Genomic DNA, 22,737 nt, shown 5'->3' on the forward strand with positions numbered 1-22,737 from the left:
CTTGCATGTGTTAAGCACGCCGCCAGCGTTCGTCCTGAGCCAGGATCAAACTCTCAATTTGAAAGTTTAAGCAGGCACTTCAAATCTATGATTTGTTAGTGATCGCTTACTCCTCAACTTCAGCTGTGGAGTTTCCTTGCTCTATTAATTGACGTTAAACTTGTTAGTTTAACTAATACTGGCTTATTTAAAATAAGATTTATATCTTACTTTCACTCTGTTTAATTTTCAAGGATCTTTCCGCATCTAAGCGACTTTTGCATCTTATCATGTTCATCTTAGCTTGTCAACTAGTAATTTTTTACCGATTAACTCATGTACTCAATTACTAACTGCAACTGAATTTACATTTTAAAATGATCATTTACTCCTCAGCTTGCTGTGGAGTTCAATACTTTTGGTTGCGGAGACAGGACTTGAACCTGTGACCTTCGGGTTATGAGCCCGACGAGCTACCAACTGCTCCACCCCGCGTCATTATTCATTACATTGAAGCACATTTCGTTTCTGTTTGCCACTCCTTCAAGCGACAAGTGATATGTTACCATGTAAGTAGATATGAAAAATTTAGTAACGACTGTGTTTATTAAATATAATATTGTTAATTGTCTTGTATACTGTTATATACTCTCTATTTGGTATACTGACACACGTGACTAAGTTTATGTAATATTTTATATTGCTTACCCTATCACTTAGTAAATATTAATGTTGTCTCTCTCAATTTATAGTTTGTTTTTAATATGGGGATGTTGCACTAAGGAATTTACATACAATGATATTGTAGTATTTATTCTTAATACAACAGCCTCATTTAAATTTTTCTTGTAATTTTGTTTCTAGCAGACAGAATGCTTTCAGCCATCTTATAAAAATCTATGTGATTAGTATTTTCTATATATGATTTCCATTCATCTCTAATATTTGAAGCACCCTTAAAGGCACCACAAAGTGCACCAACTATGGATCCATTAGTATCCGCATCATCACCAATGTTGATTACTGCAGTTAAGCATTTCTCATAATTTCCACTGCCTGCATAGAAAACACCCAAGCTTAAAGGAATAGATTCATAGCTTTTCATACCAGCTCCAATTAAACGGTATAATATTTTAGAAACTTCGTCTAAGCTTTTATCCTTATTTCTATCTATAACCTCCATGGCAAGTTTTATTCTTTCCTCAATAGAAGGTGATGGTATGTCATATCCATTTTCCTCACCATAATGTGCTCCATAAATTGCAAATTTCATCACTTCATCAATTGAAGCCTTCCCTTCTACAGCACAAGATACTGCTGCTGCTATTGCACAAGTAGAACCTGCTCCTGGCTTGCTTCCATGTGATACAATGGACGATTCAAAGGCATCCTCTGTGGCCATTTTTATATCTCCATGATGAAAAATTCCTATGGGAGCTGCTCTCATAGCACCGCCATTAGTATCTCCAATCCTTCCCGCCTTAATATAATCTTCTCCTTTAATAATGGAAGTTAAAAATCTTCTTGTACTTGGTCCAATAACTGTTGTTTCCAGCATTTTATTCTTAATTGCCCATTCTCTCATTTTATCTACAAACAATTCTCTATGAAAGCCAGATTTTTCTATTAAAACTGATGCTATAATAATGCTTTCTTCAGTATCATCTGTTATTTCTCCTTCATTTAATGAACCATGTGCTATCTGTTCTGATGAGGGTTTATTAAAGCCTATAATTTTACCATAAGATTTCTTTATTTGATCAGGTGTCATAAATGATGCAGGCATTCCCATTCCATCGCCTATAGCTGAACCTATTAAAGCTCCATATGCCCTGTCAAGCATTGTCAATCTCCTCCTTTATAAGTTTTTCTATATCTTTCACACCATATTTTCCATTTGGACCTATAAAAGTTGTATTCATAGCACCACATGCACTTCCTATATTTAATATTTCTTCAAATTCCATATCATTCAAAAATCCGTAAATACACCCTGCTGCAAAGCTGTCTCCTGCTCCTGTAGTATCTATTGCTTTTACGTTGTAAGCTGAAATTTCATATTTTTTATTTCCTTTATAAGCAGTGACTCCTTTACTTCCATTTTTAATAATTAGATATTGTATTTTATTTTTTTCTATCCATTTACTAACACCTTCAACTATATTCAACTTTATTTTAACCTTTTCTATTTCATTGAAATTAGGTATAAAAATATCACATAAATCTAAGGCCAGTTGTAGAATTTCCAACTGAATTTTATCTACCAATGGACCTGGATCAAACATAATAGAAGCTCCTAGCTCTTTGATATCTTTTATAAAACTTAATATTTCCGCTGCAAAGCTTCCTAAAAGATAATAACCTGTTAAATAAACAAATTTAATTTCTTTCATTAAATCACAATTTATAAGCTTATAATAAAACTCCTCTTCACATCCCTTATATGTCATAAAGGTTCTCTCTGAAGTGTCATCTAAAATCACAAGACAGTATCCTGTATTTTTATCTTTCTCTACCATTACACAATTTTTACCAATATTAGCTTCCAGTAGATATTTTTCTATTATATTTCCATTTTCATCTCCACCTACAGTAGATACAGGGTATGCATCAATTTCAAGGTTATTCAGGGCTGAAACAACATTTATTGTACATCCGCCAACTCTGTTAAAAGAATTTGTAATTAAAACATCTTCTCCCCTTGAAGGATATTGCTCTGTAACAATATATTTATCAACTATTAAACCTCCCATAACAAGCACTTTTTTATCTTTGTCTAATTTCATAAAACCACCTACATCTTATATATAGTAATACAATTGTCCTCTGTCCTCTGAAAAAGCTGAATTATTAACTACACTATATTAATCATTTAGAATAATGTTACTTGCTTTGTCCCAGGTTAAATAGACCTGATCTCCATTTTTAAATTTTTCTTCACCAAAGAAATTTTGCAGCTGCACTATAACTTCTTGTCCCATTACATCTACTCTGTATATCGAAATATTACCTGCATAAGTAATGAATTTTATTACTCCACTTAAAAAAGTTTTATTATCAGGCCTTTCTTTTTCAATAATAATTTTTTCTGGTCTAATTGAAAAAATATAATTTTGATTTAAACTTAGCTTGCCTTCTGCTTCTATATCCACATTATGACCATTTTTCATTTTAACGCTGTAAATATCTTTATTGACATCTGCTATTACTCCCTTAAAAAAATTTGACTGTCCTAAAAATCCTGCCACAAAAGAGTTTGCTGGTCTTTCATAAATATTATGAGGAGTATCTAGCTGCATAATTCTTCCTTTGTTCATAACAGCTATTTTATCAGACATTGTTAAAGCTTCTTCTTGATCATGTGTAACAAAAATTGTTGTTATACCTACTTTTTTCTGAATTTGACGTAATTCAACCTGCATATCAACTCTCAATTTTTTATCCAATGCACTTAAGCTCTCATCTAATAGAAGCAAACTTGGCTTAATTACAAGTGCTCTAGCAAGGGCAACTCTCTGCTGCTGTCCTCCAGATAGCTGCTTAGGTTTTCTCTTCTCAAGGCCAGTTAGCTGTACCATTTCTATTGCTTTTGATACTTCTTTTTTTATTTCGCTTTTTGATACCTTTCTCTGCTCAAGTCCGTAGGCAATATTTTGTTCAATATTCATATGAGGAAACAATGCATAGCTTTGAAAAACCATGCCTACATTTCTCTTATACACAGGAATTTTATTAATAACCTTATCTTCTATTATTACCTCTCCTCTATCTGGGCTTTCAAAACCAGCAACAATTCTTAAAGTTGTAGTTTTTCCACAACCGGAAGGTCCAAGTAAGGACAAAAAGGTTCCCTTTTCAATATTAAAATTTACTTTATCTAAAACTGTATTTGAATCGTATTTTTTACTTAAATTTTTTGTCTGAAAATATGACATTTAAGCTTTCCTCCTAAATATGTTCTTAAGAGATGATTGCATAAGTAGAGCAATAAGTATAATTATTGCCAGGGAAACCACCAAAATAATTGTTGCCACTACATTAATTTCTGGGGTAAATCCAAATTTGATCGAAGAATATATTTCAATTGGCAAAGTACTATTACCTGTAGGAATAAGAAAATACGAAATAACAAAATTATCAAAGGATATCATAAAAGATAAAAAACCTCCTGCAATAACTGCTGGCAATATAGCAGGCAAAGTTATCCTTCTAAAAGTTGTCCATTCATTTGCTCCAAGGCTGTATGAGGCCTCCTCTATTGACTTATCCATATCCGAAATTCTAGCTCCTATTACCAATGCTGCATAAGGCAGTGAAATAATAACATGTCCAATTATTAATATAAATAGATTTTTATTTAAACCAAGCTTCATTAAAAATAGTAATAAAGATAACCCCATAATAATCCAGGGAATTGTCAATGGCATAAGTACTATTGAATTTACCATATTGCTTACTTTTTTCCTTCCTTCGGGTATTCCAAGCATCAAAGCCGTTCCTAAAACCACACAAATAATAGCTGTAATAAAGGCAATGTACACACTATTTGCTGCTGCATTTATAAGCTTTGTATCATTAAAAAGCTCCAAATACCACTTCATACTAAAGTTAAAAGGAAGTGTATTATATCTTGATTTGTTAAAGGACATCAATGCCAGTACAATTATTGGTGTATATAGGAATATAAATACTAACATGGCATAAGTCCATCCAAAAATTTTATTTTTCATCAATTACACCTCTCTATTGAATCTGGAAAATATGCCTAAAGATATTAATACCAAAGCAAGAAGTATAAAAGCTATTGCTGCACCAAAATTCCATCCGTATATTTCAAAAAATTGATCTTCAATAATCGTTCCTATAACCGAACCATTTACTCCACCTAATATTCTAGGTTCAACAAAGCTTCCAAGACATGGTATAAACACCAAAATAGCTCCAGTCAAAATTCCTACTTTACTCAAGGGAAGAGTAATATTTTTAAAGGTATTAAGGCTGGTAGCTCCAAGACTTTTGGAAGCTTCTATAATGGAATCGTCCAATTTCTCCAGAGACATATATATTGTAATAACCATGTATGGGAAAAAAATGTGTGTAAGTCCAATTATTACTGCTGCCTGTGTAAATAATATGCCTAAATTTCCACTTCCAATAATATGAAGTTTTCTTAAAAATATTTCTAATATTCCTCCATCTCTTAGAAGATTTACCCAGGAATAAGCACGTACAAGTTCACTTGTCCAAAATGGTATTATAATGAGAAGCAGCATAATGCCTTTTCCTTTTCTCACAATTTTAGCCATAATATATGCCATAGGATAAGCTATCAAAAGACAAATAACAGTTACAATAATACTTATCTTTATAGTTTTTAATGTTAATTTTATATATAATCCCTTTGAAAAAAAATCCATATAATTTTGCAGTGTAAAGCTTGCAGTTTGCCCATCACTTAAAAAACTAAAATAGAACATTATGAACAATGGTACAACACCAAAGGCAATTAGAATAAAAAGTGCAGGACTCATAAGCAAATATCTCTTCTTCATTTTCCCCCTCCATTCATCTCACTTTTCATCCAATATATAATTATTAGGAGAGTTAACTTTCACTTTATCAACTCTCCTATAAATAAATTATTTCGCCTTAACTTCTTGCCATAATTCGTTCCAAGCCTTCTTTGTTGCTTCATCATGATAGGATATGAAATTTAACTTGTTTAATACTGCTTCGCTCATAGAATTATCTTCAACTAATTTTGGATCAAGGGCAGCTATAGCAAGCTTATTTGTAGGAGCTGGTCCGCCTGATTTTGCCCAATTTTGCTGAAACTCCTTACTAGTCATAAAATCTATAAATTTGTAAGCTAAATCCTGATTAGGTGCATTTTTTACTATAGACCAGTTATCAACCCATCCAATAGCTCCTTCTTTTGGTACAACAAACTTAATTGGCTGTCCTTCTTTTTTCATAGAAGCAGCTTGTCCACTCCACATAACCCCAACAGCTATTTGGTTATTTGCAAATAATTTGGACCACTCATCACCAGTTTTCCAGTAAGTCTTATTTAATGCCTTTTGTTCAATAAGCTTATTCTTAATTGCATTTAAATCACTTGGATTATTTGGATTTTGTCCAAGTGCAATGGCAGCAGTCATTACTGCATCATTAAAGTCATCTCTAAATGCAATCTGTCCTTTATACTTTGCATCCCACAAAACATTAACACTATCAACATTTTCTTTAATCATATTTGTATTGTAAGCTAATGCTGTAGAACCCCAAACCCATGGAACTGCATAAGTTTTTCCATTCATACTGTTTTCAGGTAAGCTTTTAAATTTATCTAATATATTTTTATAATTTTCTAATTTTCCAGTATCTATTGCTTCAAGCAACCCTTCTTTTTCTGCCACTGGAAGTACAGAAGCATTAGGAAGTACCACATCTATTTTACCTTTTCCATCAGTTCTTAATTTTGTTAAAAGCTCTTCCTCTGAAGACATATAAATATGCTGAACTTTGCATTTATATTTATCTTCAAATTCCTTAACTATATCTGCTTTATCTGAGCCATAATCCTTCCAATTAACTACTACAAGTGTTTTTGCAGCACTATTACTTTTTTGATCACCACTTGCCTGATTTGATTTTAAACCGCAGCTGGTAAAACCAACTGTTAAGAAAGTCGCTACACCTAGTGCAATTCCTTTCTTTAAAAAACTTTTTCTACTCATTTTTTTGCTCCTCCTTGGATAAATAAATTACTTCATAGTATTATTGTATATACATTAGTATTTACAAATGTATTATTGAATATATTCTGCATATTTTTCTAAATTCCTTCTTTTTAACTATTAATTTTTGAGTTCTTATACCCTTTTTCTTAACTTTTATACTTTATTACAAACCTACTTACAGTTTTTTCAATCTATACTAAAATTAAAATAATTCTATTCATTGAATATACACATGGCAAAGAAAAATCAACTTAATAGTAGTTTTGTATTTGGCACATTTCCATAAACAATAAAAAAACCGCTAAACAATCTTAATTGCTTAACGATTTTATTAATATTAAAACAAGAATTACTTAATTAAAAATTTACTCTATAGGTGTTCTTTGAGTTGTTTCTTGACTATGTGTTATCATCATTCATTTTTAACCTTTCCTACTGGTGCCGCATAAATAACAAACTCCTCTTCACCATCAAGCATTAAAAATTTATCTATTATTTCTTGATTATAATCTCCTATTGCACAAGTTCCACACCCTATAGCTTCACATGCCAAATATAGATTTTCACAAAGATGTCCTGAATCTTGAAGAATTGTCTTATGAGCAGCTACATCATATCTCCACTCACTTCTATATGGTATACAGCTCCAAATAAATACAACTGCACTGCTAGCAATAAACTTTTGTCCAGAAACAGCTTCTGTTACTTCTTCTTCCATATCATTTTTATCAAACAAAAATACAATTTTATGCTCTAATGGCAAGTAACGATATACTCCTTTTTTTAATCCCTCTACTCTGTTTATTACTAAATAAGTTTCAAAAGGATGTCTTGCTCCACCTGAAGGCACTGTTCTAAAAGTTGCAAAATTTACTTTTCCCACAACTTTTTTTACTCCTTGAGTGCTCCACAACAAAAATGAAAGTTCTTCTAATGATAAGCTTTCTTCTGTATAAACTCTTTTGCTGCTTCTATCCATTATACAATCGAAAATGTCTTTTTTTACTATAACATTCCTATCTACCTTTGGAAGAATAATTATTTCTTCATCTTCTTTTACGGACTTTTGAATCAACGGCTGTGGAAGTTTTTGTTTTTGATCTGTTTTTATATCCTTAAGTAAACTAAACTTCGCTTTTAACAATTCCCTTTGTAATTTACTTTTGTTCATATAAATTACCTTCTTCCTAATTTAAATTTACACCAACTATAAAGAGTATAACATAGATTCAATAATTTTATTAACAATCTATCTATAAAATATTAAAGTACACACCCCAGCTATTGCAGCACTGCAGGGAATTGTCAGAACCCAAGCCACAAGTATATTTTTTGCAAGATTCCATCTTACAGCTGAAATTCTTTTAGCTGCACCAACACCCATAATAGAAGAAGTAATAATATGTGTTGTACTAACAGGAGCCCCCATAAAAGTTGCAGTCTGTATAGTAATAGCTGCAGCAGTTTCAGCAGCAAAACCATTTATAGGGTCAAGTTTAATCATATTTACACCCATAGTCTTAATGATTTTCCAGCCACCTGACATAGTTCCAAAGGCCATAGCTGCAGCACAGGCAAGTTTAACTTCCCATAAAACCTGAAAATTTTTTAAAAATCCACCAGCCACTAGTGCTAATGTTATAATTCCCATAGATTTTTGAGCATCATTTGAACCATGGCTGTATGACATAAATGCAGCAGACACGATCTGAAGCCTTTTAAAAATTCTGCTAGACTTGACATTACTAGTTTTATGAAAAATCCATATTAAAGCCATCATAAATACAAATCCAATTATTAATCCTGCTATAGGTGACGTAATAAGAGGAATAATAATTTTATTAAAAAAACCCTTCCATTTGATAACACCAAAATCAAACTTATGAAAGGCTACTGCAGCTCCTATAAGTGCACCTATAAGTGCATGCGAAGAGCTGCTTGGTATTCCAAAATACCAAGTAATCAAATTCCAAACAATGGCTCCAATTAGAGCCATAGTTATCAACTCAGGCGTAGCTACACCTTCCTTAACAATTCCCTTACCTATAGTTGAAGCCACCTCAGTATTTAGCATAGCCCCTATAAAATTTAATACGGCAGACATAAATAATGCCTGAGATGGGGTCAATACTTTGGTACCAATTACAGTTGCTATGGCATTAGCAGTATCATGAAATCCATTTATATAGTCAAAGACCAATGCCAATACTATAACAACTATGATAAATGTACTAATCATATTTCATAACAACTCCCCTTATTTGATTTGCAAGCTTTTCACAGGAGTCTATGCTATCCTCTATATATTTATATATATCCTTCCATTTTGTTATATAAAGTACATCCGATGGATTTTCAAAAAGCTTTCTAACGGCCTTTCTATATATCTGATCTGCTTCATTCTCAATTGTATTAACATATATTATCTTATCAATCATAGTAGTGCTTTTATGAAGATTTCTTAATTCAGACACTATATCTACAAGTTCTTTTGTAGCTGCTACAAGTTTATCCAGCATATTCATTGCTTCATTTGTTGGCTTATCCATGTAATACATATAAAACCTATGTCCTGTTGCATCAATATTATCTGTAACATTATCTATTTCTCTAGTAATAGTAATTATATCTTCTCTATCCAGCGGCGTAATAAACATTTTATTTGTGTATTCTATAAGGCTGTGAGTGACTTTGTCACCTTCATGCTCAAGATCTGTTAATTTTGTAAGCCTTTCATCTGGATTACCAAGTTCGTCCATAAGTGTACGTAATTCCTTTGCAGCTGAATTTGAAATTTTTACACCTTGTGTGAAAAGATCAAAAAACATATTATCCTTTGGTTTTATACTAAACATAAGAATTCCTCCCCAGCAAATTAAATAATGTATGTATTATTTAATAATTTTCCCTAGTATGAGTAGATTATTCTAAAAATACTAGGGAAAATAAGAGAGGCACATATGACAAATAAAGTAACTGATAAATTACTTCACGAATTTAGGGGAGAAGGGAATTGTTTCTTAATTTCTATTCGTTGTGATTTGGAATGGTCTCATAATAAATTTATTAATCTTTTAAATAGTATGAGAGATTACTGTAAACAAATGCAATCCAGTGACCCTTTAGACAAGGAAATTACACAAGGGTTTTGGTTTGTATCTTGGTATATTAAGGATTGGACATCCCATTCAAATTTCAGGAATATTAATAAGTTTTCAGAAGAGTATTATTCTCAAAGTTATGAACTTATATGTGATTTGAGTTATTGGTACTTTATGAATGAACCAATCTTTGTTGAAGAAGAATATTTTAAATTAGAAATTAATATTTTAGAAGGATATGTTAATAAAGATTAAATCTTTTAATACAACATTTATAAAACGTGAATTAAGGGAACTTTTAATAGGTTCCCTTAATTGTATCATATTTATTAACTCTATTCTTTAACAGAGCATAAATTTTATATAGTTGAGCAAAAATATCTCCTTATGTATCTATAACTTTCTTGTTACCCATAAATATCATAAGCTGATCTAAAGCCGTACCTCACTGAAACTTTATTCTAAACTATTTCAAAAATTACTTTTCTCTAGCTTTTCTTACTTCTTCAATAAATTTAGCTGCTGTTTCAGTAACTAATTCATAGTTTCCAGTTTTAGCTCCTTTAGTTAAATCCGATCCAGTCCCAACTGCTACAGCTCCTGCCTTTATCCAATCCTTAATATTATCCAGCTTCACTCCACCAGTTGGCATAAAGTTTCCTTGTGGTATAGGTCCTTTAAAAGAACTTATAATTGAAGGTCCGTATGCATTTCCTGGAAATACCTTCAATATTTCAACACCATATTCAAGAGCTTCCACTGCTTCTTTAACAGTCATTATTCCTGGCATTATAGGTATTCTATATCTGTTACATAGTTTAATAGTTTCTACATTAAGACATGGGCTTACTATATATCTGGCTCCAGCAAGTATACAAGCTCTTGCAGTTTCTGGATCAAGAACTGTTCCAGCTCCTATTATTACATCTTCATCTTTATATACCTCTGATATCTCTTTTATAATATCAACTGCGCCTGGTACAGTCATTGTTATTTCTAAAGCCTTTATTCCACCTTTTTTTACTGCATCTATAACCTTAATACATTGTTCTTTTGATTCTGCCCTCATTACTGCTACAACACCAGCTTCAATTATTCTTTGTATAGTTTCAATTCTTTTCACTGCCATCATCACCCTTCAATAATTTAAATTACATTTTATTCTTCTCTTATTGTCCAAAGTCCCATTGCAGGTGTTCTGACAAAATAAATTTCTTCACCGTTTTCAAGTGTATTGTAGCCATCCTCAAGCTTATCAGGATCATATAATTTATATGCTTCTTTAAGCGGCATATAGTTGAATCCAACACCTTCAATTTCCTCTTTTGTTAAATGCTGAGTTGCATAAGTAATTTTAAATCTATCGTCACTAGAACCTTGAATTAAATGTGCTGCAATCATCATCTTTGCCTTCATATCAGGCACAGTATTATATAAATTCAACACATAGTCTCTTCCCTTATATCCATATTTACGTATTTCAACATCAGTTTCTTCATTTTCTCCAAATTTTCTTACTCCAGGTGCTAAAAGTATAAGTTCTCCACCATCTGCAACAATTTTTCTTGTTCTGTAAATTCCTTTGTTTCCTACCCAGGTGGTTTTAAGCTCATGCTCATCAAGATATGCTACTACTTTTTTTACTGGCTTTTCTACATATGTTATATTTAATTCCTGACTGCGTTTTACTGCTTGTTCAAATACAGTCCTTTTATTTCCCATATATAGTCCATTAAGTTCTGTTTCATTGTTTTTTACTGTGGTAACAGTTTGTATATAAACAAGTGGCAAATCTGATAAATAATGTTCCTGAGCATAATCAAATACCAATCGTGCAGGAGTATCACATACTCCCATGGCTTTTTCCATTCCACAAACAGCACTAAGCATATGAGATTTGTTGATCATCTGTCTTCCACCGCATCCCACAAAAATATTCTTACTATAGTTTGCCATGCCTACAACTTCATGAGGTACTACCTGTCCAAGGGATAGTATAAGACCATATTCTCCGCTTACCAATCGCTTATTTACTTCTACTTCTATTTCCTCAGCAAACAATCCACTTGAAATCTCAGATACAAATTCACTTGGTACTTTTCCTAATGATACAGTATCTTTTCTCCAGTCATGAATTAAAAAAGCATCTCTTGGAATTTCACTTCCAAACATCTTATCCAATTCTTCATTATCCATTGACATATGAGTTCCAAGTGCAGGCATTATATTTATATGATAATGGTGTGAGAGTTTTTTATATAAAACTTGTGTAATTTCTCCTGCCATAGAATAACATCTTGTAAAATCAGGAGGTATAATAAGAATTTTTTTTACATTATGCAGCTCACACTGTTCAATCAATGCATTAATTTGCTGGTTTATTTCAACCTGTGAAATTGAATCTTTTTCTAAAGAAATTACAAATTTATTCATGAAATCCTCCTAAACAAGCCTATATAAGGGCATTTATTTTTAAATATCTTTCTGGGTGCTCAGAAAGTTCTTTTACAGCCTCTGGAACTTCTTCTAATTTTATTACCTTGCTAATTATGCTCTTAACATCTACAGTTCCTTCTGATATTAGCTTTAATGCTTCTTCAAATTCCCCAGCACTAGTTCTTGAACCTCTAATGTCAATTTCTTTCATAGTAAATAAATTTGTTGGAAGACTTGTCTCCTTTTTAGGCCATCCTGTAAGTGCTACTCTTCCTGCATTTGATACATAGTCAAGTGTGTTTCTTATTGCTGCATTTGATCCTGAAGCTTCAATTACTACTTCTGCCATTCTTCCATTAGTAATCTGTTTTATTTTTTCCACTGCCTCTTTATCCATAGCATTAATTGTATGTTTTATACCTATTCCATTTGCAAAGCTTAATCTTTCATCAACAATATCCAATAATATTGGAACTGCATCATAAGCTATTGCAGATAAAGCCGCTAAAAGTCCTATAGCACCTGCTCCAATTATAACCACATGTTCTTCTGCTGTAACTTTAGTCCTATGAATAGCATGTAAGGCTATTGTTAAAGGCTCTGCTGCTGGGACTTGTTCCCATGAAATATTATCTGGAACCTTCCATAACAATTCTGAAGGATGAGTAAAGAATTCTACCATACCTCCATCAATATGAACTCCTAATACTTTTAAATCTGTACAACAATTTGTCCTGCCGATGCTGCAAGGATAACATTTTCCACAATAAATATATGGATCAATAATTACTTTATCTCCTGCTTTTATTCCTTTGCTATTTTCTCCAATTTCTACAACTTCACCTGCTAATTCATGACCTATTATTCTTGGATAACTAACTAAAGGATTCACTCCTCTATAAGCTCCTATATCTGATCCACATATTCCTACTGACTTAATTTTTATTAATGCTTCATTTTCTTTTCTAATAGGTTTTTCAACCTCTTTAATTTTAATATTATTTGGTGATTCTAAATATACTGATTTCATAATACTATTCTCCTTTTTTATTGTCTAATTATATTTTAATATTTTTTCTTTCATCATTTTTACACAAACATTCCAATAACTAACACTCCTATTAATCCTAGAACTGAAATTAAACTTTCCAATATTGACCATGAACTTAAAGTCTCTCCAACACTTAAATTGAAATATTCCTTAAACATCCAAAAGCCTGGATCATTTACATGTGAGAATATTACACTTCCTGCTCCAGTTGCTAATACCATTAAAGCTGGATTGGCATGAGTTGTAGCTATTATTGGAAGCACAATTCCTGCTGTAGTCATAGATGCAACTGTTGCTGAACCTAAGGTTAAGCGAAGTATAGCTGCAACAAGCCATGCTAAAAGCAAAGGTGACATATGAGTTCCTGACATTAATATTGCTATGTATTTACTTACACCCGAATCTACTAAAACCTGCTTAAGAGCTCCACCACCAGCAATTATTAAAAGGATCATTGCGATTCCACTAATGGATTCCTCCAGCATAGCCATTACTTCTGCAACTTTTTGTCCTCTATTAATTCCGAGTGTAAATATTCCAACCACAACTGCAATAAACATAGCCATAACTGGAGAACCCAAAAATTCAAAGGTTTGTCTTAATCCTGAAGTCTTAGGAAGTGTCATTTCACATACAGCTGCAAGTGTCATTAATATAACTGGAATAATTGCCGTAAAAACACTTATAGCAAAGCTTGGTAATTCTTCTTCCTTAAATATTTTAGGATTATATAATCCCTTTGGCGGTTCCTTTTCAAATCTTTTTAAAAACTTTGAAAAAATAGGTCCGGCTATAATTACTGTAGGAACTGCAATTATAATTCCATATACTAATGTCATACTTATATTGGCATTATATATTGCAGCTATAGCTGTTGGCCCTGGATGAGGCGGCAAGAAGCAATGAGTAACAGAAAGTGCTGCAGCCATAGGTACACCTACATACAAAAGAGGTAATTCAGTAGAAGCTGCAACTGTGAAAACTAAAGGTATCAAAAGGACAAAACCTACTTCGTAAAACATGGTAAGTCCAACAATAAATCCTGTTATAACAAGGGCCCATTGAATATTCTTCTTACCAAACTTATTGATAAGTGTAGTTGCAATTTTCTGAGCTGCTCCAGTATCAGCAATAAGCTTACCAAGCATAGCTCCAAAACCTAATATTAAAGCCAAACTGCCTAAAGTTCCTCCCACACCATTTTGTATTGAGGTTAATACTTTACTTGCAGGCATTCCCTCAGCTATACCAACCATTAAAGAAACAAATACAAGAGATATAAAACCGTTTACTTTTAAAGTGATCATTAGAAATAATAATAATACAACACCCATAGCTACAATTAATAAAGGCATATATTTTCCCCCTTACAATAAAATAATTAAATTCCTACTAAAAACTTTGATTTTTCAATTGGTACTATATGTGGACCATTGCCCCACACATAGTACCTTATGATTAGTTACCTAAGCACAATTAAGCAAATTTTATTTATTTCAAATATTGGTATATATAAAACTAATATGCTTGTCTCTATTTAACTTTCATCTAGTCTCCTGTACTGTCAATTATGTAAATTTATCCGATGACTACCCGCTCTAAGAATCACTTGATTAAACTCCTGAATAAGCAGAGAATCCTCCATCTACCGGTACAACCACTCCATTTACAAAGCCTGAAGCTTTGCTATTTAAAAGCCAAAGAAGTGTTCCTGTTAACTCTTCCACTTCCCCATAACGTCCCATTGGAGTTGCATTTATTATCTTTTGAGCTCTTTCAGTATAACTTCCATCTGAATTTACAAGCAATCCTCTATTTTGATTTGTGAGGAAAAATCCAGGTGCTATGGCATTTACTCTTATTCCCACTTTTGAAAGATGAACTGCAAGCCATTGAGTGAAGTTTGAAACTGCTGCTTTAGCTCCACTATAAGCTGGAATTCTAGTAAGAGGCGTAAATGCATTCATTGAAGAAATATTTAATATAGCTGCACCTTCCTTGCCTATCATATCCTTTACAAAAATTTGAGTAGGAAGCAATGTTCCTAAAAAGTTCAAATTAAAAACAAATTCAATTCCTTTAGGATCTAGGTCAAAGAAAGTTTTAATTCCTTCTTCTTTATTTTCCAAGTCTTCTTTAAATAAATAATCCTTTGAAGTAGTACCTTTGGGATTATTTCCACCTGCACCATTTATTAAAATGTCACAAAGACCAAATTTTTCATTCACTTCTTTTCTTGCTCTTTTTATACTTTCAACATCAAGAACGTTTGTTTCAACACCAGCTGCAATTCCACCAGCTGCTTTTATCTCTTCTGCAACTGCATCTGCAGCTTTTTTGTTTAAATCAAGCAATGCAACCTTAGCTCCACACTGTGCTAATGCTTTTGCAAAGCCACTACAAAGTATTCCACCTGCACCAGTAATTACTACAACCTTGTCCTTCAAATCTATTTGAAATGGTAAATTCATAATTAATCCCTCCAATTACTTGTTTGTCTTTTCTAATGCTTCCCATATACCATTTAAATATGTTGCACCTAATGCTCTATCATAAAGTCCATATCCTGGTCTTCCTGTTTCTCCCCAAATCATTCTTCCGTGATCTGGTCTTATTGGTCCATCAAAACCTATATCATGATAAGCCTTCATAATTTCAAACATATCTAATGAGCCATCTGCACTTCTATGTGAAGCTTCTTCAAAACATTTCTCTCCTGTGATTTTCACGTTTCTGCAATGTCCAAAATGAATTCTTCCCTTTTTACCAAAGTAACGAATTAATTCAGGTACATTGTTATTTGGATCAACCCCTAAAGATCCTGAACATAAAGTTATACCATTATTCGGACTATCCACCAAGTTAATAAGCTTTTCAAGATCTTCCTTGTTCTTTATTACTCTTGGTAATCCGAATATTGACCAAGGCGGATCATCCTGATGTATGGCCATTTTAATTGCTACCTCATCAGCTACAGCAATAACATGTTGTAAGAAATATCTTAAATTATTCCATAAATCCTCTTCTGTTATGCTTTTATACTGCTCTAATAGATCCTGCATACCTTCTTTTGTATAGCTTGAATCCCAACCTGGAAGTGATAACTCCCCTTTTACTGGATCCATTTTTAAAACAGTTTCATGTTTATATATTAATGCATTTGAACCATCTGGCAATTCATGAGCTAATTCAGATCTTGTCCAATCAAATACTGGCATAAAATTGTAGCATACTACCTCTACACCTACTTTAGATAAGTTTCTTAATGTTTGACAGTAGTTATCTATATATTTATCTCTTGATGGAAGTCCAAGCTTTATATCCTCATGTACTGGAACACTTTCAATTACAGAAAATTCTAATCCATGAGCCTCAATTTTTTCTTTTAAAGCTGTTATTTTTTCCATTGGCCATACTTCACCTACAGGAACATCATAAATTGCTGATACAATTCCTGTCATTCCCGGTATCTGTTTTATCTGGTCTAAAGTCACTTTATCATCGTCACCATACCATCTAAATGTCATCTTCATGGTCATTTTCTCCTTTCATTTTAAAAAATTATAAGTAATAATTTTTAATTATGTAATTCCAATAATATATCTAAAAATTGATGCATGCTTTAATTTTCAATATATTGAGTTTTGTAAATGTTTTCCCTTAACTGGTATACAAGTATACTAGCATACCAATAAAAAATAGTCAATGGCTTTTTATAAAATCTTTTAATTAACAAACTAAAAAGACTGCATAAAGAATTGGATAATCACCACTTTCTCTACACAGTCTTTTTCTTTTTAAAACAACTATTTATATCTTTTAGATTATTACTTAAAATAATCCTTATATTGAGAATCCTCATTAAAAATACTTTTCCAGCCTTTTTTAGGGTTGCTAACATGATCATTTATAAGCATTTCAACACTATCAACATCTTTATTTTTTATGATGTTGAAAAACTGTTCATGTTGCTCAATAAAAACTTTATTAGAATATCTTATTTCAGAAATCAATCTCAATCTATTATAATGAGTACTTATCTTTAATATACCCTTCCACACTTCTTCTAAATTGACTCCTTCAAATATTATCCCATGGAATTTAATATCTAAATTATGAAATTCTTTTTCAAAATTTTGTTTTCCAGCAATGTATCTTTGAGATACCAAATTTTTTTCAAGCTCTATAAGCTTATCTTCTGGAAAACTGCTACATGCCAGCTTCATTGCTTCCTTTTCCAAAAAGTATCTCATGAAAAATGCTTCTTCAATAAGATGTTTATCTATTAATGATACATAAGTACCTATTTGAGGTTTTACCTCTATAAGATGTTCTTCTTTTAATTTCATCAATACCTCACGAATTGGAGTTCTTGAAATATTTAATTGCTGTGATAACTCTGATTCGCTGATATATTCACCTGGTTTAAGCTCTAAAGTCATAATATTATCTTTTAGAACCCTGTATGCATAATCCTTTCCATTTTCGCCTTTTAATTTTTCTAGTAATTTCATATTTGTACCTCACTATTTTAATAACATAAAAAACAATGTCTATTTTAAAGCATTATATACTAGTATACCACACACTATAGTATAAATATATATTGTATGAAAATTAAATACTAATGATCTTTCGTCATTATATAAAGAACGTCCTCATCACTACCATTTTGTATTTATAGTGATTTGCTTACTATTCAGCATGTTTAAAATTTTTATCTTTCATTGGTGATATACTTGTTTGAGTTATATCTTTAAGTTCTGAATCATAATTATATCTGTAATTATAAATAACATTTGGTTCATCATTAAAAATTACATTTATAGAGTATGGTCCCTTATATAAATTTATATTATCTTTATTATACTCAACAGTTAGCTTAAAATCCCCTTCTTTGTAGCCTTTTGCTGTCAAATGTGATGTTACCTTTTGTTTAACAGATTCTATAGGTTCTACTTTAACCACCTTTTGTGTAATAATTTCTACAGGTTCTTCTTTATATTCTTTTGATGCTGTCTCACCACAACCAACTACAAAAATACTAATTATAAAAATAACAACCAATGATAAAGTTCTTCTTTTTAAAGTTCTCATAAAAACCTCCACTTTTAAAATATTACATAATAATTTTCACTTTGCTAATGTTGATTACATTTTAATTTTTATTTTAAAGATTAATTTGACATAACCAATCTAAAACCTTCCTTACAATAGTTGTTTTGTATTACATTGCCATGAAATTTATGATAAAAATTAAAACTATTACATATATTGCAAAACATTTTGTTATGCTATACTGTTTTATTCTCGGAAAGCACATCCCTACGTAAAAATTATACATTAAAACCATGTTTCACCACAATAATTTTACTTTATGTTTTTCTATTCACTAAAGATATTTTCTCTTTAATAATTTTAAAAGGAACTGTTGAATTAAGAACAAATAACACAATATATTGTATTGGTTTCTAATTTGCCAAACAACCTATTGTATATAAGTTACTTAATGCAGCAGTTCCTTTATCGATTGCCTATCAACTTGTAAAGCTTCTAATACTTTTGGTTGCGGAGACAGGACTCGAACCTGCGACCTTTGGGTTATGAGCCCAACGAGCTACCAACTGCTCCACCCCGCGTCATTATATACTGTATTGAAACTTTTCCTTTTTTGAGTTTGCCACTTCTTTAAGCGACATACAACATCTTATTATGTATGTAAATACTATATTACAATTTTTCCTGTCACAATTTATACTTACCCGGTATGATAATAAAAATACATTTTATCAAAATCTTTTTGTATAAAAGAAAAAATTTTTTCTAACTTTTTCCTTAGGTAAATTGTTATACTAAATGAAAAGTACTTTTCAACTTGGTGAAAGGAGGTGCAGAAGTGGACAAGGATTTTTTCATAATACGAAGAATGAAACATGGTGATGAAGCTGCAGTAGATGATTTTGTAAAATTGTACTATGGTGAAATCTATAAATACTGCTATTACAAATTAAATGATAAATGGCTGGCCGAAGACATTACACAGGACGCTTTTACACGTTTTTTCGGACATTTTAACAATTATATTCACAAAGGAAAAGCCAAAAACTATCTTTATGTAATTGCTGGGAACCTATGTAAGAATCAGTATAAGAAACATAAAGAAGAATCTATTGATCTAATGGAAGAACAATTGACAAATAGTAAGGTAGAACAGGACGAGCTTACGCTGAAGGAAGGAATTATGCAGGAGATTTCAAGACTTTCAGAGGATTTTAAGGAAGTTGTTCTTCTGCACTACTTTCAGAATTTAAAATTACGTGAAATTGCTGAAATACTTGATATAAAGCTTTCACTGGTTAAATATCGACTTTCTGAAGGTAAAAAATTTCTTAAAAACAGTATGGATAAGGAGGATTTTTATGAATAAAAATTGGCACTATAAAATACCTACTTATGATAAAGAAAAAATGAAACAAACAATAGAGCTTTCAAAGAAGCAATACTTAAAACAAATAATTTCAGAACCAATAAGCAGCTTGGAATTCTTATTTGAACAAATGCAGTATTTAAGCAAAAATTACTGGCTAACACAAATTTTTGTATTTTTTACAGCTGTGTGCAGTTTAGTAGTAATGAATCAATATAATTTTATAGGAAATAAAGCCGCTTATTGCGCTGTACTCACTCCATTATTAATCATTTTTGCAATACCAGAGTTGTGGAAAAATATATCAGCTGGTGCATTCGAAGTAGAAAATACAACTTATTTTGATTTGCGAAAGTTATACTTTGCAAGATTACTTCTCGTGGGGATGCTGGATTTAATAATAGCAACCATTTTAGTCATAGCAGCAGTGAACTTAGTTAAGTTTTCCATATATGAGGCTGTTATTTATTTTTTTGTTCCTTTCAATTTTACCAGCTGCATTTGTTTTTCTTTGTTATGCAGAAAAAAAAGGCTTTGTTCAGAGGTTTTAGCATTGGGGATATGTATTATACAGGCTACTTTATGGTATGTATTAGTAAATAATTATCATATTTATGCCATGCTGCAGATGAAAATTTGGTATTTACTTTTGTTTTTTTCTTTTTGTTATATGGTCTTTGCAGGGAAAAAAATTATAAAATACAGCAAATATTATTGTGAAATACAGATGTAATTTGGAGGTATATAAATGCAATTACAAGTTAATGATTTATGTAAAAAATTTAAAGATAATATGGCAGTGAATCATATTAATTTTACATTGGAAAAAGGAGTATATGGCCTACTAGGTGCAAATGGTTCAGGAAAAACAACGCTTATGAGAATGCTTTGCACACTTCTTACTCCAACTAATGGTGAAATACAATATAATGGAGAAAATATTGAAAAGCTTAATGAAAAATATCGGAGGATATTAGGTTATCTGCCACAGGAATTTGGATATTACCCTGAATTTTCAGCAGAAGATTATTTGTTATATATTTCATCACTAAAAGGATTAAAACCGAAAATAGCAAAAAAGCGTGTAAAAGAATTATTAGAGATAGTTTCATTAACAAAAGTTAGTAAAAAGAAAATCAAAACTTTTTCAGGAGGAATGAAGCGAAGGCTTGGAATTGCCCAAGCTGTAATTAATGAGCCTGAAATTTTAATTTTAGACGAACCTACTGCTGGGCTTGATCCAAAGGAAAGGATACGTTTTAGAAATCTTATAAGCCACCTTGCTGAAGAAAGGATTGTACTTTTATCTACACATATAGTATCAGACTTGGACTCCATTGCAAAAGAAATTCTAATCATGAAGGAAGGAAGTATTATTGCCCAAGGTGATGTATTAAGTTTGCTCACGCCAATAAAAAATAATATATGGATTTGTGAAGCATCACTGAAAGAAGCAGAACAGTTACGTGCAAAATATGTGATTAGTAATGAGAAAAACATTGGAGAAGATATAGAACTTAGAATTATTTCCAGTGAAAAGCCAATTATATCTGCCAGGCAGATTACCCCTACACTGGAAGACTTATTTATGTACTATTTTGGAGAGGTGAATGAAATTGCAGATTTTGAAATATGAATTTAAAAAAATTTTTTGTAAAAAAGGTGTTCTAATCAGCTTTTTAGTGTTAACTTTTTATCTTGCAGCTATGTTGTTTTTTAATATGAAAGGTACACCATATATAACATATGTTAGCGCTGATGGTACAGATACAAAAGGAATTAAAGCTATAAAACTGCTTAAAAATAAGAAAATGACATGGAATGGGCCATTAACAGAGGAAAGAATTAGAAATGTACTAGAAAAGAATCAAGCCATTAATTCCAAAAGTAAATATGCTAGTATAAAAAACGCTGACTCTAACACTAAACTTTCGGATTCTGATGCAAAGCTTTCAAACATGCAGTATTCAGAAAAACAGGAATTTAATGATATTAAAGCTTTGATTTGCTGCTCTTATTCAGAGTTTCGTTCTTATGATTACGATTTAATGGATAAGTTAAATATAAATAGTTCTAACAAATTTTATTCTAACAGAATCAATCAATTAAAAACATGGCTTAAAAGCCAGGAAGCCAATCAACTTTCAGCAAGTAAAAAAAGGTACTTAATTCATTCTGCAGAAACGTTGAATACACCTTTTGAGTATTCTTATGCTGATGGTTGGTCAATAGCCTTGGAATATAGTGCTGCAGCTATTTATGCTCTAGCATTTGTTATTTGTATACTTCTAGCCCCTGTATTTTCAGTTGAATATCAAACTGGAGCAGCAGCAATTCTTCTTTCTACAGAACATGGAAAGAAAAAAGCAATTATTTATAAATTAATTGCAGGATTACTGTCCATTACTTTAGTGTATTTTGTGTTTATGTTCCTAGCTAATCTACCTATTTTTCTCATGTTTGGACCTGAAGGAGGAAATTGCCCTCTACAAGCTAGTATGGGGGGATGGAAAAGCTTTTATCATATAACTAATATTCAGGCATTTGGGATGGTTGTATTATTGGGATACCTAGCCTGCTTGTTTATTGGTACACTTTCAATGTTTCTTTCCTCAAAAGTGAAAAATTCCTTTTTTACAATCATTTTAATTTTTTTAATTATGATGGTTCCCGCAATCTTAGATAAGTCAATTGGAGTGCAAGGTATTCTTCAAAAGATTTTAAGTGTAATGCCGCATCAATTGATGCTTGGGTGGGAATTGATAACAACATTTACGTTATATGATATTCACGGAAAAATTTTTACTCCCTATGAAATTCTTCCATGGTTGTATATCTTTATTATAATTGCTTTATTACCTTTCACTTACTTTTCATCTCAAAAATATAAAACTACCACTTAAAATATATAATTCATACACACAATTTTGACTTAATATGAGCACATTGCGACACAACTTTTTAGGTGGAGTCCGCATTGAATATATGGTGTATAAAAGC

Annotated in this window: 22 protein-coding genes, 2 tRNA genes and 1 rRNA gene; 5 read left to right on the top strand and 20 right to left on the bottom strand. The window is 31.6% G+C overall.

What is annotated here, in order from left to right; translation table 11 throughout:
• From EG57_RS0200975 to EG57_RS0201025, 11 genes are all read right to left on the bottom strand, one after another.
• Window positions 1-61, bottom strand: a 16S ribosomal RNA gene (locus EG57_RS0200975); the annotation flags it as partial.
• Window positions 62-398: 337 nt separating this feature from the next.
• Window positions 399-474 (bottom strand) — tRNA-Met (locus tag EG57_RS0200980).
• Between the two features lie 340 nt (window positions 475-814).
• Complete coding sequence (locus EG57_RS0200985; RefSeq protein ID WP_032075459.1) at window positions 815-1,822, bottom strand: ADP-ribosylglycohydrolase family protein; 1,008 nt, start codon at window positions 1,820-1,822, stop codon at window positions 815-817.
• On the bottom strand, window positions 1,815-2,765 hold the full coding sequence (locus tag EG57_RS0200990) for a carbohydrate kinase family protein (RefSeq protein ID WP_032075460.1): 951 nt from the start codon (window positions 2,763-2,765) through the stop codon (window positions 1,815-1,817). The genes EG57_RS0200985 and EG57_RS0200990 overlap by 8 nt, the downstream gene beginning before the upstream one ends.
• A 78-nt stretch (window positions 2,766-2,843) precedes the next feature.
• Complete coding sequence (locus tag EG57_RS0200995; protein WP_032075461.1) at window positions 2,844-3,914, bottom strand: ABC transporter ATP-binding protein; 1,071 nt, start codon at window positions 3,912-3,914, stop codon at window positions 2,844-2,846.
• Window positions 3,915-4,709 (bottom strand): ABC transporter permease, encoded by a 795-nt coding sequence (locus tag EG57_RS0201000; protein ID WP_032075462.1) that lies wholly within the window; start codon window positions 4,707-4,709, stop codon window positions 3,915-3,917. It lies immediately after the preceding gene.
• Between the two features lie 3 nt (window positions 4,710-4,712).
• On the bottom strand, window positions 4,713-5,531 hold the full coding sequence (locus EG57_RS0201005; RefSeq protein WP_032075463.1) for an ABC transporter permease: 819 nt from the start codon (window positions 5,529-5,531) through the stop codon (window positions 4,713-4,715).
• An 87-nt stretch (window positions 5,532-5,618) separates the two neighbouring features.
• Complete coding sequence (locus tag EG57_RS0201010) at window positions 5,619-6,719, bottom strand: ABC transporter substrate-binding protein (protein WP_032075464.1); 1,101 nt, start codon at window positions 6,717-6,719, stop codon at window positions 5,619-5,621.
• A 415-nt stretch (window positions 6,720-7,134) separates the two neighbouring features.
• Window positions 7,135-7,893 (bottom strand): SagB/ThcOx family dehydrogenase, encoded by a 759-nt coding sequence (locus EG57_RS0201015; protein WP_032075465.1) that lies wholly within the window; start codon window positions 7,891-7,893, stop codon window positions 7,135-7,137.
• Between the two features lie 78 nt (window positions 7,894-7,971).
• Window positions 7,972-8,961, bottom strand: coding sequence for an inorganic phosphate transporter (locus tag EG57_RS0201020; protein WP_032075466.1), 990 nt, complete (start codon window positions 8,959-8,961; stop codon window positions 7,972-7,974).
• Window positions 8,954-9,577 carry a DUF47 domain-containing protein gene (locus tag EG57_RS0201025; protein WP_032075467.1) on the bottom strand — a complete coding sequence of 208 codons (624 nt, stop codon included), beginning with the start codon at window positions 9,575-9,577 and terminating at the stop codon, window positions 8,954-8,956. The genes EG57_RS0201020 and EG57_RS0201025 overlap by 8 nt, the downstream gene beginning before the upstream one ends.
• A gap of 105 nt (window positions 9,578-9,682) precedes the next feature.
• On the opposite strand from EG57_RS0201025, the gene EG57_RS0201030 reads away from it, so the two are divergent.
• Window positions 9,683-10,078 carry a hypothetical protein gene (locus EG57_RS0201030; RefSeq protein ID WP_032075468.1) on the top strand — a complete coding sequence of 132 codons (396 nt, stop codon included), beginning with the start codon at window positions 9,683-9,685 and terminating at the stop codon, window positions 10,076-10,078.
• A 223-nt stretch (window positions 10,079-10,301) separates the two neighbouring features.
• Here the strand turns inward: EG57_RS0201030 and EG57_RS0201035 are convergent, their stop codons facing one another.
• The 9 genes from EG57_RS0201035 to EG57_RS0201075 all read right to left on the bottom strand — a co-directional run bounded on the left by EG57_RS0201035 (window position 10,302) and on the right by EG57_RS0201075 (window position 18,949).
• Entirely contained in the window at window positions 10,302-10,946 is a 645-nt protein-coding gene (locus tag EG57_RS0201035; protein ID WP_032075480.1) for a bifunctional 4-hydroxy-2-oxoglutarate aldolase/2-dehydro-3-deoxy-phosphogluconate aldolase, read from the bottom strand.
• Window positions 10,947-10,981: 35 nt separating this feature from the next.
• Complete coding sequence (locus EG57_RS0201040) at window positions 10,982-12,256, bottom strand: nickel-dependent putative hexonate epimerase (protein ID WP_032075469.1); 1,275 nt, start codon at window positions 12,254-12,256, stop codon at window positions 10,982-10,984.
• A gap of 19 nt (window positions 12,257-12,275) precedes the next feature.
• Complete coding sequence (locus EG57_RS0201045) at window positions 12,276-13,289, bottom strand: zinc-binding alcohol dehydrogenase family protein (protein ID WP_032075470.1); 1,014 nt, start codon at window positions 13,287-13,289, stop codon at window positions 12,276-12,278.
• Between the two features lie 59 nt (window positions 13,290-13,348).
• Window positions 13,349-14,665, bottom strand: coding sequence for a gluconate:H+ symporter (locus EG57_RS0201050; protein ID WP_032075471.1), 1,317 nt, complete (start codon window positions 14,663-14,665; stop codon window positions 13,349-13,351).
• Window positions 14,666-14,923: 258 nt separating this feature from the next.
• The gene (locus EG57_RS0201055; protein WP_032075472.1) at window positions 14,924-15,781 is read right to left on the bottom strand and encodes an SDR family oxidoreductase; all 858 of its coding nucleotides are present in this window, start codon (window positions 15,779-15,781) and stop codon (window positions 14,924-14,926) included.
• Between the two features lie 15 nt (window positions 15,782-15,796).
• On the bottom strand, window positions 15,797-16,843 hold the full coding sequence (gene uxuA, locus EG57_RS0201060; RefSeq protein WP_032075473.1) for a mannonate dehydratase: 1,047 nt from the start codon (window positions 16,841-16,843) through the stop codon (window positions 15,797-15,799).
• A 294-nt stretch (window positions 16,844-17,137) separates the two neighbouring features.
• The gene (locus tag EG57_RS0201065; protein WP_032075474.1) at window positions 17,138-17,824 is read right to left on the bottom strand and encodes a GntR family transcriptional regulator; all 687 of its coding nucleotides are present in this window, start codon (window positions 17,822-17,824) and stop codon (window positions 17,138-17,140) included.
• A 181-nt stretch (window positions 17,825-18,005) separates the two neighbouring features.
• On the bottom strand, window positions 18,006-18,407 hold the full coding sequence (locus EG57_RS0201070; protein ID WP_032075475.1) for a DUF3139 domain-containing protein: 402 nt from the start codon (window positions 18,405-18,407) through the stop codon (window positions 18,006-18,008).
• A 466-nt stretch (window positions 18,408-18,873) separates the two neighbouring features.
• Window positions 18,874-18,949: transfer RNA gene (locus EG57_RS0201075), tRNA-Met, on the bottom strand.
• A 257-nt stretch (window positions 18,950-19,206) separates the two neighbouring features.
• On the opposite strand from EG57_RS0201075, the gene EG57_RS0201080 reads away from it, so the two are divergent.
• Genes EG57_RS0201080 through EG57_RS0201095 form a run of 4 tightly spaced genes read left to right on the top strand, consistent with a single transcriptional unit; the run spans window position 19,207 to window position 22,640 of the window.
• Window positions 19,207-19,737 (top strand): RNA polymerase sigma factor, encoded by a 531-nt coding sequence (locus EG57_RS0201080; protein ID WP_032075476.1) that lies wholly within the window; start codon window positions 19,207-19,209, stop codon window positions 19,735-19,737.
• The gene (locus EG57_RS0201085) at window positions 19,730-20,470 is read left to right on the top strand and encodes a hypothetical protein (protein ID WP_032075477.1); all 741 of its coding nucleotides are present in this window, start codon (window positions 19,730-19,732) and stop codon (window positions 20,468-20,470) included. Before EG57_RS0201080 ends, EG57_RS0201085 begins: the two co-directional genes overlap by 8 nt.
• A gap of 15 nt (window positions 20,471-20,485) precedes the next feature.
• Complete coding sequence (locus tag EG57_RS0201090) at window positions 20,486-21,373, top strand: ABC transporter ATP-binding protein (RefSeq protein ID WP_032075478.1); 888 nt, start codon at window positions 20,486-20,488, stop codon at window positions 21,371-21,373.
• On the top strand, window positions 21,348-22,640 hold the full coding sequence (locus tag EG57_RS0201095; RefSeq protein ID WP_032075479.1) for an ABC transporter permease subunit: 1,293 nt from the start codon (window positions 21,348-21,350) through the stop codon (window positions 22,638-22,640). The genes EG57_RS0201090 and EG57_RS0201095 overlap by 26 nt, the downstream gene beginning before the upstream one ends.
• The last annotated feature ends 97 nt before the right edge of the window (window positions 22,641-22,737 follow it).

The sequence above is a fragment of the Clostridium drakei genome (assembly GCF_000633595.2).
Classification (GTDB): Bacteria; Bacillota; Clostridia; order Clostridiales; family Clostridiaceae; genus Clostridium_AM; species Clostridium_AM drakei.

Coding starts and splice junctions, on each gene's coding strand:
- EG57_RS0200985 (WP_032075459.1), bottom strand. CDS start 1,822: ATGCTTGACAGGGCATATGGAGCTTTAATAGGTTCAGCTATAGGCGAT.
- EG57_RS0200990 (WP_032075460.1), bottom strand. CDS start 2,765: ATGAAATTAGACAAAGATAAAAAAGTGCTTGTTATGGGAGGTTTAATA.
- EG57_RS0200995 (WP_032075461.1), bottom strand. CDS start 3,914: ATGTCATATTTTCAGACAAAAAATTTAAGTAAAAAATACGATTCAAAT.
- EG57_RS0201000 (WP_032075462.1), bottom strand. CDS start 4,709: ATGAAAAATAAAATTTTTGGATGGACTTATGCCATGTTAGTATTTATA.
- EG57_RS0201005 (WP_032075463.1), bottom strand. CDS start 5,531: ATGAAGAAGAGATATTTGCTTATGAGTCCTGCACTTTTTATTCTAATT.
- EG57_RS0201010 (WP_032075464.1), bottom strand. CDS start 6,719: ATGAGTAGAAAAAGTTTTTTAAAGAAAGGAATTGCACTAGGTGTAGCG.
- EG57_RS0201015 (WP_032075465.1), bottom strand. CDS start 7,893: ATGAACAAAAGTAAATTACAAAGGGAATTGTTAAAAGCGAAGTTTAGT.
- EG57_RS0201020 (WP_032075466.1), bottom strand. CDS start 8,961: ATGATTAGTACATTTATCATAGTTGTTATAGTATTGGCATTGGTCTTT.
- EG57_RS0201025 (WP_032075467.1), bottom strand. CDS start 9,577: ATGTTTAGTATAAAACCAAAGGATAATATGTTTTTTGATCTTTTCACA.
- EG57_RS0201030 (WP_032075468.1), top strand. CDS start 9,683: ATGACAAATAAAGTAACTGATAAATTACTTCACGAATTTAGGGGAGAA.
- EG57_RS0201040 (WP_032075469.1), bottom strand. CDS start 12,256: ATGAATAAATTTGTAATTTCTTTAGAAAAAGATTCAATTTCACAGGTT.
- EG57_RS0201045 (WP_032075470.1), bottom strand. CDS start 13,289: ATGAAATCAGTATATTTAGAATCACCAAATAATATTAAAATTAAAGAG.
- EG57_RS0201050 (WP_032075471.1), bottom strand. CDS start 14,665: ATGCCTTTATTAATTGTAGCTATGGGTGTTGTATTATTATTATTTCTA.
- EG57_RS0201055 (WP_032075472.1), bottom strand. CDS start 15,781: ATGAATTTACCATTTCAAATAGATTTGAAGGACAAGGTTGTAGTAATT.
- uxuA (WP_032075473.1), bottom strand. CDS start 16,843: ATGAAGATGACATTTAGATGGTATGGTGACGATGATAAAGTGACTTTA.
- EG57_RS0201065 (WP_032075474.1), bottom strand. CDS start 17,824: ATGAAATTACTAGAAAAATTAAAAGGCGAAAATGGAAAGGATTATGCA.
- EG57_RS0201070 (WP_032075475.1), bottom strand. CDS start 18,407: ATGAGAACTTTAAAAAGAAGAACTTTATCATTGGTTGTTATTTTTATA.
- EG57_RS0201085 (WP_032075477.1), top strand. CDS start 19,730: ATGAATAAAAATTGGCACTATAAAATACCTACTTATGATAAAGAAAAA.
- EG57_RS0201090 (WP_032075478.1), top strand. CDS start 20,486: ATGCAATTACAAGTTAATGATTTATGTAAAAAATTTAAAGATAATATG.
- EG57_RS0201095 (WP_032075479.1), top strand. CDS start 21,348: ATGAAATTGCAGATTTTGAAATATGAATTTAAAAAAATTTTTTGTAAA.